The 13195-nt window shown below is 63.0% G+C and carries 12 protein-coding genes; all 12 read left to right on the top strand.

The genetic code is table 11. From position 1 onward, the window contains the following. Nucleotides 1-188 precede the first annotated feature (188 nt). A complete protein-coding gene (locus tag AX729_RS30045; protein ID WP_063817312.1) occupies nucleotides 189-1238 on the top strand; it encodes a nucleotidyltransferase family protein in 1050 nt (349 codons plus the stop codon). Beyond that, nucleotides 1235-2140, top strand: coding sequence for a Gfo/Idh/MocA family protein (locus AX729_RS30050; protein ID WP_061027804.1), 906 nt, complete (start codon nucleotides 1235-1237; stop codon nucleotides 2138-2140). The genes AX729_RS30045 and AX729_RS30050 overlap by 4 nt, the downstream gene beginning before the upstream one ends. Continuing rightward, on the top strand, nucleotides 2137-2838 hold the full coding sequence (locus AX729_RS30055; RefSeq protein ID WP_061027805.1) for an acylneuraminate cytidylyltransferase family protein: 702 nt from the start codon (nucleotides 2137-2139) through the stop codon (nucleotides 2836-2838). Before AX729_RS30050 ends, AX729_RS30055 begins: the two co-directional genes overlap by 4 nt. A gap of 13 nt (nucleotides 2839-2851) precedes the next feature. After that, nucleotides 2852-3673, top strand: coding sequence for an SDR family oxidoreductase (locus AX729_RS30060; RefSeq protein WP_061027806.1), 822 nt, complete (start codon nucleotides 2852-2854; stop codon nucleotides 3671-3673). Between the two features lie 10 nt (nucleotides 3674-3683). Continuing rightward, nucleotides 3684-5207 carry a lipopolysaccharide biosynthesis protein gene (locus tag AX729_RS30065; RefSeq protein ID WP_061027807.1) on the top strand — a complete coding sequence of 508 codons (1524 nt, stop codon included), beginning with the start codon at nucleotides 3684-3686 and terminating at the stop codon, nucleotides 5205-5207. Nucleotides 5208-5324: 117 nt separating this feature from the next. After that, nucleotides 5325-6098 carry a class I SAM-dependent methyltransferase gene (locus AX729_RS30070; protein ID WP_245325466.1) on the top strand — a complete coding sequence of 258 codons (774 nt, stop codon included), beginning with the start codon at nucleotides 5325-5327 and terminating at the stop codon, nucleotides 6096-6098. Next, complete coding sequence (locus AX729_RS30075) at nucleotides 6095-7027, top strand: phytanoyl-CoA dioxygenase family protein (RefSeq protein WP_061027809.1); 933 nt, start codon at nucleotides 6095-6097, stop codon at nucleotides 7025-7027. The genes AX729_RS30070 and AX729_RS30075 overlap by 4 nt, the downstream gene beginning before the upstream one ends. Before the next feature lie 24 nt (nucleotides 7028-7051). Further along, a complete protein-coding gene (locus AX729_RS30080; RefSeq protein WP_082770575.1) occupies nucleotides 7052-8440 on the top strand; it encodes a surface carbohydrate biosynthesis protein in 1389 nt (462 codons plus the stop codon). Nucleotides 8441-8444: 4 nt separating this feature from the next. Then, entirely contained in the window at nucleotides 8445-9848 is a 1404-nt protein-coding gene (locus AX729_RS30085) for a capsular polysaccharide export protein, LipB/KpsS family (protein WP_061027811.1), read from the top strand. Nucleotides 9849-9859: 11 nt separating this feature from the next. Next, nucleotides 9860-10609, top strand: a complete 750-nt coding sequence (locus tag AX729_RS30090) for a glycosyltransferase family 2 protein (protein WP_061027812.1) — start codon at nucleotides 9860-9862, stop codon at nucleotides 10607-10609. Nucleotides 10610-10723: 114 nt separating this feature from the next. Beyond that, nucleotides 10724-12202: a DUF6056 family protein gene (locus AX729_RS30095; RefSeq protein ID WP_061027813.1), complete on the top strand. Its 1479-nt coding sequence runs from the start codon at nucleotides 10724-10726 to the stop codon at nucleotides 12200-12202. Nucleotides 12203-12230: 28 nt separating this feature from the next. Continuing rightward, nucleotides 12231-13193, top strand: coding sequence for a glycosyltransferase family 2 protein (locus tag AX729_RS30100; RefSeq protein ID WP_061027814.1), 963 nt, complete (start codon nucleotides 12231-12233; stop codon nucleotides 13191-13193). Nucleotides 13194-13195 lie beyond the last annotated feature (2 nt).

Raw genomic sequence — 13195 nt, forward strand, 5'->3', positions numbered from 1 at the left:
CCTGCGCAGACCAATCTTAGCGACCGGGCAGCGGCACTTCAAACCGCCGGACGCGGCCGGAAAATACGGGGATCAACAAGGCCCCGGCCGGGGCCCCCGGCGGGGTTGACGCCGCCTCTCGCAGCCGCGATATAGCAGGTTCAGCCATGGGCCGCCCCCAATATCTGGCGTATACGAGGCAGATTGCCATGAAATCCTGGCGCAAAGCCGTCGTCGGTACCCAGGCGACCGTGGGCGAGGCTATTGCCGCAATCGAGAGCGGAAGCATCCAGATTGCACTGGTGCTCGACGACCAGAACCGCCTGCTCGGTGTGGTCACTGACGGCGACGTCAGACGCGGGCTGCTGCGCGGCATCGCGCTCACCGGACTTGCGACCGACATCATGAACCGGGCGCCGGTCTCGGCCCCTGCGACCCTGCCGCGCGAGGATCGCCTGCATTTGATGCGGCAGAGGTCGATCAAGCAGCTCCCGCTCGTCGACGAGGGCGGCCATCTCATCGTGGTCGAGACGCTCGATGAGCTGCTCGAACCGCGTCAATATCCGAACCCCGTGCTGATCATGGCCGGCGGCCTCGGCGAGCGCCTGGGCGCGCTGACGCGCGACGTGCCGAAGCCGATGCTCAATGTCGGCGGCCGACCATTGCTCGAGACGATCGTCCGCAACGTCGTACAGCAGGGGTTTGGCAACATATTCATCTCGGTCAACTACAAAGCCCAGACGATCAAGGACTACTTTGCCGATGGCGCCGCCTTCGGCGCCAGCATCCAGTACTTGCACGAGACCGAACGCCTGGGCACCGCCGGTGCGCTGGGGCTCTTTTCGACACCGCCGGATTTGCCGATGATCGTCACCAACGGCGACATCCTCACCACGATCAACTACGGAGCCCTTCTCGACTTCCACAACGGAACGCCGGCGGAAGCGACGATGGCCGTTCGTGAGCACAAGGTGCACGTCCCCTATGGCGTGGTTTCCACGTCGGAGGGCTTTCTCCAGACCATTCGCGAGAAACCGACCGAGAGCTGGTTCGTCAGTGCCGGCATCTATGTGATCGGCAGGTCCGTCTTCCGCCATGTCGCGCCCGGCCTCAGCATCGATATGCCCACCGTGCTGGAGCGCGTGATCGCCGGCAAGGGACGCGTCGCGGTCTATCCCATTCGCGAGTACTGGCTCGACATCGGCCGCCTGGAGGATTTCGAGCAGGCGCATGCGGAGTTTCACGAGGTCTTCTCGTGACCTCGACCGCCGTCGTGGTTGGCCTCGGCTCGATCGGCACGAGGCATGCACGCGTCCTGCGCGAGCTTGGTCTTCGGGTCGCGACTGTCAGTCGGCGCGAAGGCGGCGACTACGGATCAATCGCGCATGCCGTCGCGACGGCGCATCCGGACTACGTTGTGATCGCCACCGAGACGGCACGCCATGCGGAAAATCTGCAAGAGCTCGCGCAGACCGGCTTCGATGGCAAAGTCCTCGTCGAAAAGCCGCTATTCGCTACGCCTGCAGCGCCCCCGAAATATCCGTTTTCCCATGTCAGCGTCGGATACAATCTGCGTTTTCATCCGGTGATGACGGCTCTTGCCGAAACACTGCGCGGGCGCGAGGTGATCACGGTCGGCGCCTATGTCGGGCAGGACATCAGGGACTGGCGGCCGGACCGCGATCACCGCGCGACCGCATCAGCCACGGCTGATGCCGGGGGCGGCGTGCTGCGGGATCTCAGCCACGAACTGGACTATCTGTTGTGGCTGTTCGGGCCGTGGCATCGCGTCGCCGCTCTGGGCGGCGCCTCCGGCGCTCGCGACATCGACGTCGACGACCACTTCGATCTGCTGCTCGACCTGCAGCGGGCACCATCCGTCCACGTCCATATGGACTATCTCGACCGTCAGGGCGTCCGCCGCATTCGCATCAATGTCGACGAGGACACCATCGAGGCCGATCTCGTCGGCGGCCGTCTCACGATCAACGGCAGGGCAACGGAGATTCCCAGCGAGCGCGACCAGAGCTACCGCGACATGCATGTCGCGGCGATGCGTGGCACGAGCCCGGCCTGCTCGCTGCCCGAGGCGCTCGGCGTCGTGCACCTGATCGACGCCAGCGAGCGCGCGCTGCGCACCAAGACCTGGGTGTCGCCGTGAGCCTCCTCTGCACCATCTGCGCACGAGGCGGCTCGAAGGGAGTTGTCGGCAAGAACGCACGCGATCTCCTGGGCAGGCCCGTGCTCGCGTGGAGCATCGCGCAGGCGCGCGAGACCGGCCTGTTCGATGCGATCGCCTTCAGCAGCGATTCGGACGCCCTGCTCGATGCGGCAGTGAAGGCCGGCGCCGACATTGCAGTCAAGCGCCCGGACGAAATGGCGACCGATACCGCGCCGAAGCTACCGGCGATCCGCCACTGTCTCGAGCAGGCCATGGCACAAACCGGCAAGACGCCGGATATCTTCGTCGATCTCGACGTCACCTCGCCGCTCAGGCTGGCCTCCGACATCACCGGTGCAGTCGCATTGCTGCGCGAGAGCGGTGCGCGCAATGTCATTACCGGTGCACCGGCGCGCCGGTCGCCCTATTTCAACCTCGTCGAGCAGCGCACCGATGGCAGCGTCGGCCTCTCCAAATCCACCAATCCTCCGGTCACGCGACGGCAGGATGCGCCGCGCTGCTTCGACATGAACGCGTCGATCTATGTCTGGCGCGTCGCGCCGTTCCTGGAGCAGCCCGCGGTGTTTTATCCGGACACGCGCCTGTTCGAAATGCCGGAAGAGCGCTCGATCGACATCGATTCCGATCTCGATTTTGCGTTGGTGGAAATGTTGCTCCGCCAACGACTGCCGGCCTGAGGAGGCTCAAACGATGACCACGGGCTTCAAGGCTCTGTTCGATCTGACCGGGCGTACTGCCGTCGTCACCGGCGGGTGCGGCATCCTCGGACGTCGCTTTGCAGACGGGCTTGCCGAGTTCGGCGCCAATGTCGCGATCGTCGATCTCGATCAGTCCGCGACCGATGCGGCGGCAGCCGACGTCACCTCACGCCATGCCGGCCGCGCCAAAGGCTACGGTTGCGACATCACCAATCCTGACGCCGTGCGCAACACGGCCGATGCGATCGAATCCGACCTCGGACCGGTCTCGATCCTGCTCAACAACGCCGCCAGCAAGACCCACGACGTGGACGCCTTCTTTGCACCCGTCGAGACGTTTTCGCAGGACACCTGGCGCGAGATCATGTCGGTCAATCTCGACGGCATGTTCACCGTCGCGCAGGTGTTCGGCGGCCGGATGGCCGAGCGCGGCTACGGCGCCATCGTGCAAACGGCCTCGATCTACGGACTAATGGCGCCCGACCAACGCATCTATGAAGGGTCCGAGTATCTCGGCCGGGCCATCAACACGCCCGCGGTCTACACGGCGTCCAAAGCCGGTGTCATCGGCCTGACCAAGCACCTCGCGACCTACTGGGCGGCGAAGGGCGTTCGCGTCAATACGCTCACCCCGGGCGGGGTGGAGAGCGGGCAAAACGAGACGTTCAAGGCACGCTATGGCGCCCGTATTCCGCTCGGCCGCATGGCTCGCGCGGACGAGATGGTGGGAGCCGTGCTGTTCCTGGTGTCCGATGCCGCGTCCTACGTGACTGGGCAGAACATCGCCGTCGACGGCGGCCTGAGCGCCTGGTAGCAAAACACCAATGATCAAGCGCCTGATCCAGAACACGGTGATTTCGGCGTTTGCCTTCGGCGTGGCCGCATTGCTGGGCCTTGCTGTCATTCCGCTGATCATCGGGACCTGGGGGGTGACTGAGTTCGGCCTCATCGTCATCTCGCGGCTGCTGCTTCCAAGCGGCATGATGGCGGTGCTGGACCTCGGTCTGTCCGAGGTGGCCACCCAGGTCGTCGCGCGCGCGCGCGAGCACCGCAATTGGACGCAGGCCGGCCGTCAGATCGCTTTCTTGGGGGCGGTCTCCATCGCTCTCGCCTTGATCCTGAGCGCCGCCATCTGGCTCGCGGCGCCGCTCTTCGTCGTCGTAATGAAGGTTGACGCCGCGCATCTGGAGACGTTCACCCGGATCATGCATTACACGGCCCTCGCGAATCTGATCTTCGTTCCGGCGCTGGTGTGGGAAGGTATTGTCAAGGGCTTCGAGCGATACAATCTGCTCCGCGCCGCGGAGGTCACGTCGACGGCGGCCTATGTCGGTCTGACGTTCGCGGCCTCGTGGGCAGCGGCAGGATTCGAACTGGTCGCCTACATCTATCTCGCCACGCTGGTTGCCCGCGCCGTCGTCATTGGAATTGCCGCCCTTGTCGCCCTGCAGCACAAGCACGTCCGCTTGCTGCCATGGACCCCGGAGATCCGGCAGGATACTCTGCATCGCTGTCTGCTGCTTCTGCAAGGCAAGCTGATGGGCGGCATTTCCGGACCGTTTCAACCCTTCCTGATCGGATTGCTGTTCGGGCCCAAGGCCGTCGGCACCTACGATGCGCTCGTGCGATTGTCGCGGGTCTCCAAGGTCATCGTCAGCCTTTTGACATCCGCCTTGCTTCCAGTTGCCAGCCGGCTCGACGAGCGCGGCAGCGCGACGTCGTTCCAGCGCCTCGGCGACCTCGGCCTCATCATGATGCCGATGTTCGTGGTACCGCCGCTTGCCGCAACCGCGATCCTCTCGCCTGAGATCATGGACATCTGGATCGGCCCCCTTCTTGCCCCCTATGCGTTCTGGATGGGCCTGAGTTTCCTGGTTCCGATCTCCACCCAGTACGTCGTGATCGGCAGCCTGATCTTCCTGACGCGGCCCGAGGTGCAAGCCAGGCTCAACAGACTGATCGCCGTTCAGCTTCTGATCTGGGCGGCAGTCTCCGCCGGAACGTTGCACTTCTTCGCGGAACGCGCCCTGATACTTGGCCAGGTCATCGGCAGTGTCGCCGTGCTGCCCTGGCAGCTGAAAGAGCTGCGTAGTGCGCTCGAGCTCGATCGTAATCAGTTCGTGAAGGCGATCGGAACCCAACTCGCAATCCTACTCCTGGCAAGCATTTTTCTAGCAGCAATTGCAGGTTACATTCGGTTTGACAGCGTGCTAAAGCTCGCGCTCGGTTCCATGGTTTTCTGTCTGGTGACCTGGGTGCTCCAGTACTTTCTGGTGCTCAACAAGCGCCATCGGACTGTATTTCCCGCAGTCGGACAACTGATGGGACTGACATCCAAAAGCAGCTGAATGAACATCCACGCGACAGACACGAAAGCCGTCACCTCAGGTTTCGCTCCGGCGTCGTTGTCGGACAGGGCTACGGCTTATGCCATCGACGCGGCAAGGAGCATTGGCCGTCTGGTCATGCGTCGTGTGAAGCGCACGGCCGACGTCGTTGATTCCGAGTATAATCTGACGCATTGGCAGCGAATGCTGGCCGAAAAGACATGGACGAAAGCCGCCAGCATCGACGAGTTCCTGATACCGAAGAATTCCGCTCGGGGTCTTCGCAAGGTTGACAATCAGATTTGCAGGGTCGCGGCCGACGACTATTATCGCTATCGCGCCAGAGCCCTCGGCGAACTGCTCGCACGGCACACAGGCGGGGCCACGAAGATCATCGAGCTCGGCGCTGGCTGCGGCATCAATCTGCTGTCGCTGCACCTCAATCATCCCGACTGGAAACTGCGCGGATTTGACATCGCGCCGAACGGAATCGCCGCGGGTCGCGAGATCGCAGCGCATTACGGCCTGTCGGAGCGGATATCGCTCGACAGGATCGACCTGACCGACGGCAACGACCCGAGCTATTCCGCCATCAGGGATCAGGTCGTATTCACCTACTTCTGCATCGAGCAGATTCCCTATGACGTGCGCAAGGTGGTGGACAACATCATTGCTGCAAGGCCAAAGCGTGTCATCAACATCGAGCCGACTACCGAACTGCTGAACCTCTCAAATCCGCGAGATATCGTCAGCTTCCTCTATATCCGCTCGGTCGATTACCAGACGCAGCTGTTCTCGACGCTCGACGATTACGAGCGGCAGGGCCGCGTCCGCGTCCTGGCTCGCGAACGGATGCCGTTCGCTCCGACGATCCACAATGATGGTTTTTTGTATTGCTGGGAGCCAACATGACAACCATCAACACGACGGCTGATCAGACTGCCCCTAAGAAGGCGAAGATCAGCCAGTTCCGCCGCCTGTTGTGGCACATCAACCGCACCGATCTTGGATGGGCGGTGAAAGCGGCTCTGACCGCGCTGCAATTGCCTGCCCGCTCGAGGCGTGTCGCGCTTCTGAAGCAGCTTCCAACGAAGCCCGAATGGGCCGAGGCGAGCCGCAAGCTCAAGGAGGATGGTTATGTCGACGTAACCACGCTCGTGGATCGCAGCCTCGCGGAAGCGGTCGCGTCGTTCGCCGACGGCAAGGTGAAACGCCTCAACGAACTCGTCGGCCAGCAGAAGGAACGGCACAAATCATTCTGGGTCAGCCTGCTGGACGAGGATCTCGTCAACGGCTCCTTCGCGACCGACCATCCCTTCGTGCGCTACGCCTTGCAGCCGGCTGCGCTGCGCATCATCGGGGACTTCATGCACGATCTGCCGCAGTTGTCGGACGTCGTGTTGACGTTGTCGCAACCGACCCCGAATCAGGCGCTGAGCTTCTCGCAGCTATGGCACCTCGATCACGACGACAAGCGTGTCTGCAAGCTCTTCATCTATCTGACCGATGTTCAGGACACCGCGGACGGTCCGTTCACCTTCATCCCGGCCGGGCCGTCGAAGGCTTTCCGCAATACCCTCAAGAGCCACATGAGCGACGCTCAGGTGTTCGCCAAGACCGGTCCCGACGCCGTCAAGGAAATGATCGCGCCCCGCCTGTCGTCCTTCATCGTCAACACCGCCCGCTGCCTGCACATGGGAAGCCGGATCCAATCGGATCGGAGCCGCCTGCTGTACACGGCAACCTACATCCAGCAGCCGCGCGTCTTTCCCGAGCCGCCGCCGCGCTTCCGAGCGGTCGGTGCACTGACCGAGCTCGAGCGCGCTGTGATGCGGCTCTGACGCAGACTTGCGGGAGCTCACATCTTGCGCATAGGCCTGGTGGTCGATCACCCCAAGCGTGACTTGCCGGGGGCAGTCATGCTCGGTTATCAGCTTGCGCGGCGTGGCGTTTCCGTCATGCTGGTGCCGATGTACGAGCAGGCCGTCGACGTCCCGCGACTCGGGCTGGACGCACTGGTGGTCAACTACGCACGTTCCGTCAATCTCGACCTGATGCGCAGCTTTGCCAGAGCCGGCTTGGCGCTATACGTGCTCGATACCGAAGGCGGCGTGCTCGCGGAAAAAGGCGGCAATTCGCCACCCGCAATGGCGGCCCACATCAAGGGCAGCGGCTACGCCGACATCCTGACGGGCTATTTCTTCTGGGGCAGCCGACTGCACGAGGCCTTCCTCGCGGCCGGAACCATGAAGCCGGAGCAGCTTCACCTCACCGGATGCCCGCGCTTCGACTTTGCGGCGCCGCGCTGGCGCGCGCTGCTCGATGGCGAACCGCGCAACTACCTGCTCGTCAACGCCAACTTTCCGCTGGTCAATTCACGCTTCACCGGCAAGCCGGGCGGCGAGCGCGAAGCAATGGTGCGGGCCGGCTGGGACGGCGCCTATGTCGATCGCTTCATCGCGGACCTGAAGCAGGTCTTCGCCAACTATCTCGCCGAGATCGACCGGCTCGCCGCAGCGCGGCCCGACCGCAACATTCTCGTGCGTCCGCATCCCTTCGAGAGCGAGGAGGTCTATCGCAATGCGCTCTCGCGCCACGCCAACGTCCTGATCGACGGGACCGGCAGCGTGCTCGATCGCATCCGCAATGCAGCCGCCGTCATTCATCTCAATTGCGGCACGGCTGTGGAATCGGTCCTGCTCGGGAAGCTCCCGCTCCAGCTCGAGTACCTGAACACGCCAACAACCGCCGGACATGCCGGGCTGCCCGCACGCGTGAGCCGGCCGGTCGCCTCGTTCGAAGAGCTGCTTGGCGCAATCGACCGCCTCGAGCGCGAGACCGAGACCTTCGATTTCGCCGGCGTTCACGCCGCCGATATCGAAGCCTTCTTCCACCTCAACGACGGGCAAGCTGCCGAACGTGTCGCCGATGTCCTGACCGGCGCAACGATTTCGCGCCCGCCGTACGTTTCCCTGCTGGCGACAGTCAAGGGCACGCGCGACAAGCCGAGTGTCGGCCAGGTCCTCAAGGGCGCAGCCAGCGCCGCGCTCGGCTCGGCCATCACGGAGCGGCTGCGCAGCCAGTTCAATCCGGCCCGGCGCGACAAGCGGATCGCGCCGTCCGTGGTTCGGCCCTTGCTTCAGCGCATCGCCGCTCACGATCAGGCGAGCCCATCGCAGTTTACGGCGAGCCGCGCGCATTGCGCGATGACGGGCTTGCCGCTCGCGAGCATTGCGATCGAACAAGTCCAGTAACGCCATGACGAAATCTGCAAAGACAATTCTCATCACCACGCTTGCTGAATACCAGACAAGATTCTGGATTCCCGTTGCGCAGCGGCTGCGTGCGGCAGGCCATGATGTCGAGTTGCTTGCCTTCGACGATCGCAGCGCAGAGATGTCGACCGCGCAAGGCGTTCCGGTCACGAACATGTATCGCGAGGGTCTCAGGGCTGGCCCCTCGTCCGATGACCGGAAGGCATTCGATGCCCGCGTCGCATCTTACGGACTCGACGGGACGAATTTCCTTTTCAGCCACGAGCGTTTCACTTTCGGCATCAGGGATACTACCGCCCTGCGTCGGCGTTTCATGATCTATGCGAATGCCATGGAGGCGTTGCTCGACCGGTTGGAGGCGCAGGGGCAGCGTGCCGAACTGGTGCAGGAACTCGGCGGCTTCCTGTCCGTGATCGCGAGCTTCCATGCCGCGAGGCGCCGGGGCATCCGCAACTGGTTCATCGAACCATCGTTCTTTCGCGGCCGGATGTACTTCACGCCGGACAGCTTTGCGGCACCCGATATGATGGCCGAGCCCGCGGATGCGGTGTCCGACGAGGTGCGCGCCTATCTGGACGATACTCTGAGACAGCGCGCGATCGTCATTCCCAGGAAGGACCAGCATCATTATTCGGCAGCCTTCAAGAAGGTTGTCAATTTGCGCAACGCCAACCGGCTGGTCGAGAAGCTCTGGGACCAGTTCGCGCTCGGCAAGCACCAGGAGTTCGGGCACAATCTGCGCCATGCCCAGGTGCACGCCGCGATGGCGCTCAACGCAACGCGGTTGCGCAGGCTCTACCGGCCGCTCCCCGAAACGCCGTTCGTCTACTATCCGTTCCACGTTCCGGCAGACATGGCGCTGACCCTGCGCTCGCCGGACTATCTCGACCAGGTCGCGACCGTCGACTTCCTGCTGCGTACGATCCCGGATTCGCATGTGCTCGTGGTGAAGGAGCATCCTGCCCAGATCGGCGCAATCTCGGCCGCCCGCCTGTTCGAGCTGGCGCGCCGGTTCGACAATTTCGTGCTGCTGCCCCCCCAGACCAACAATTACACCGTGCTCGATCGCGCCGATGCCGTCGTCTCCGTCAACAGCAAGTCGGGCGCCGAAGCACTGCTGCTCGGGAAGCCGGTCGTGGTGATGGGCGATGCGTTCTACCGCTCCTGTCCGCTGGTCTATGCGGTCGATCGACTGGCCGATGTCCCCGCACGGTTGCGCGAGGCGCTCTCCGCCGGGCCGTTCGATCCAGGCAGGGGCGCGCCCTATTTCGAGTCTGCCTGGCGGCGGTCTTATCCGGGGGAGCTCTATGTCAGCGATCCCAAACTGCTCGACACGTTCACGGCCTCCTTGAGTGCCGCAATCGCCGAGCCGGCGCGCGTGAACTGAACGGATTCATCATGCCGCTCGTTTCGATCATCACACCGTCCTGGAACGTCGAAGGCCTGATCGAGGAGACGATCAGCTCGGTGCAGAGCCAGACCTTCGCCGATTGGGAGCTCTTGATTGCCGACGACTGCTCGACCGACAACACGCCGGACATCATCGCGGCAATCGGCGAGCGCGACCCTCGGGTCAAGCTGATCCGGCAGGCCCAAAATGGCGGCCCCGCGCTCGCGCGCCAGGCGGCGATCGATGCCGCACAAGGCCGCTACCTCGCCTTCCTCGACAGCGACGATCTGTGGCTGCCCGAGAAGCTGGAGCGGCAGCTTGCCTTCGCGAAGGCAAAGCAGGCCGCCCTCAGCTACACCGCCTTCCGCCGCATCAACGAGGCCAACACGGTCACCGGCCGGTTGATCGAGGTGCCGGTCTCGCTCACCTATAGCCAGCTCCTGAAGAACACCGCAATCGCGACGCTGACCGCAATGATTGACCGCGAGATCGCGGGCCCCGTTGCGATGAAGAACGAGGGCTATGACGATTTCTGCCTGTGGCTCTCGATCCTCAAGCGCGGCCATACCGCATACGGCCTCAACGAGGATCTTGCGCGCTACCGCGTCAGGGGCTCGTCGGTCTCGAGCCGCCCGGTGCGCTCCGCCAAATGGGTTTGGCAGATCTACCGCAATGTCGAACATCTCTCTTTGGCCCGATCGGCCTGGTGCTTCGGCCATTGGGGGGCGCGGGCCTGGTTGAAGCGGCGGGAATTCTAGCGACGGTCGTTGGCTCGCCGCGCAAGCACCACTAGCCGCCTGCAAAGGCCGGAAATGCACATTGCGACCTCGGCTAGTTGTCTCTAGTCTGGCTCGGATCGGAGGGGGCTTTGCGTGTACAATCAAGGTGTTATTCCACTGGCAGCGCATCCCCTCGCCGATCGCCGGGCCTGGATAGGCTGGGCGTTGTGCAGCCTGTTTCCTGCAGTTTTTCTGTTTTTGCTGTTTGCACTCACATCATTGAGCGCGCCCGAACATGACGATTTCTGCTTCGCAGACCTATACGCGCGCCACGGCTTCATCCACACCGTGTGGATCTATTATCATACGCAGTCGGGCCGGATCCTGGCCCTGTGGCTGACCCAGGTTCCGCCGGCGCTCTCGGCCGCGACGGGTGTCAGCTTGCTGTCGGCCTATTCACTGACGATGGCCGTGAGCGCAGCGCTGTTCCTGGCCGCCACGGCCCTTGCCATGGTCCGTGCCTGGCCCCGCACCGCAGCTCTCCAATTGGTCTTCCTCACACTCGCATTCGCAAGTGCGATACTCGGCGCGGCGCCGAGTGTGCGGGATCTGCTCTATTGGCTGTCGGCCGTGACCTGCTATGTCCCGCCCGCCCTGATCACCATTTTGATCCTCGGCGAGTGCGTCCGGGCGCTGGACAAGGAAACCGGTTTTTCGTGGCTGCTTAGCTTCGCAATGGCCCTGAGCGGGTTCGGAGCTGCGCTCGGCAACGAGTTCACCGGCGTCTGGCTGCTCTTAATTCTCTCGGCATCGTTGTGCGCACGCTATCACCTTGGCCAGCAGCGCCAGATTGCACATCATGTCCTGGTCGCAACAACCATCGCTATCGGATTGATGATCGTCGTATCGGCAAGCGGTAACAGCGCGCGCATGGCACAGCTCCCAGGCGGGGGCAATGTGGTGTCTTCGGTTTTTCAAGCGATCATCGATTCGCTCGCCGATCTCGGCCGCTTCTTTCGAGAGCCCACCATCGTCGCCTGGCTCGCGGCTGTCGGTCTTTTTGTTTTGGTGCAGCCTGATCCGAGGCCCCTGGCGCCGGAAAAGCGCAAGCTGTTGGCTGTCGGCACGATCGGGATCTGCCTGACCTGCTGCTATTTCGAGTATTTCGCTCATCGCTATGCGACGGGAATGCGTCTGATCGACAGGGCGCAAAACCAGGCGTTGATCCTGCTGCTGTTCGGATCGACGCTCGGCGTCAAGCTGCTCGTTGGCGCTTACCGCCTGCAATTGCGCGAACGTGTTGCGAAGAGCGCCTTTCGCGGCCTGCTCGGTCCGGTGGGGATGCCTGCAAGCCTGATGCTGGTCACGATCGTCTCGCTTAGCCTGAGCTCGACGACGTTCCAGCTACGCGAGCAGTGGCGGGACCTATACCCATACTGGCGGGAGAGTGCCGAACGGCATGCCCTCCTGACAACGAGCCCCGAACCGGTGGTCATGGTTCCCCGCCACAAATGGACGCCGGCGCTTCTGATGTCCTCCGACGTGACAGCCGATGCCGACAGATTGCCGAACGGCTGTATCGCCGCATATTACCACAAGTCCGCCATCTACGCCGCCGACGCACCGCGGTGACCATTTACCCTGTTCCAGAGACACCAACGTGAAAACAATCAGCGTCATCACGCCCTGTTACAATGAAGAGCTCAACGTCAGGGATTGCTACGAGGCGATCCGGAAGATCTTCGACGGCGAGCTGCAGGGCTATCGGCGCGAGCACATCTTCTGCGACAACGCCTCGGACGATCGCACCATGGAGATCCTGCGCGAGATCGCAGCACAGGACCCGGCGGTAAAGATCATCGTCAACGCACGCAACTTCGGACCGCTCCGCAACACCTTCAACGGCGTGATGGCCTCGCGCGGCGACGCTGTCCTGCTGTTCATGCCGGCGGACCTTCAGGATCCGCCGGAATTGCTTCCCGAATTCGTCAAGCTGTGGGAGGCCGGCTACGAGATCGTCTACGGCATCCGCGCCGCGCGCGAGGAAAGCCGTCTGATGCGCGGGCTCCGCAACGCCTACTACCGCGTGTTGACCAGATTCTCCGAGCTCAAGGTGCCTCCGGGAGTCGGTGACTTCCAACTTGTCGACAGGCGCGTTGTCGAGGCCATGCGTCACGTCCGTGACGCCTATCCATTCATGCGAATGATGACGTTCGAATGCGGCGGTCGCATGGTCGGCGTGCCCTACACTTGGCGCGAGCGCAAGAAGGGGTTTTCCAAGAACCGCGCCAGCGCGCTGATCGATCAGGGCCTCAACGGGCTCGTGTCCTTCACCACCGCGCCAGTCCGATTCGGCCTGCTCGCGGGCTTTCTGATCTCGGCCATGAGCATCGCATACGCGATCATCAACTTCATCATCGGCCTGGTGCTTTATCAGAAGCTCGCCGAACCCGGCATCCTCACGCTGATCGTCGCCATGTTTTTCTTCGGTGGCGTACAGCTGTTCTTCATGGGCATGATCGGCGAGTACGTTCTCGCGATCTACGGACAGGTGCGCGAGAAGCCAGTGGTGTTCGAGCGCGAGCGCGTCAATTTCGACCCTTCACCGCCGCCCAGCGCGTGATG

The sequence above is a fragment of the Bradyrhizobium sp. CCH5-F6 genome, assembly GCF_001556045.1.
Lineage (GTDB): Bacteria > Pseudomonadota > Alphaproteobacteria > Rhizobiales > Xanthobacteraceae > Bradyrhizobium.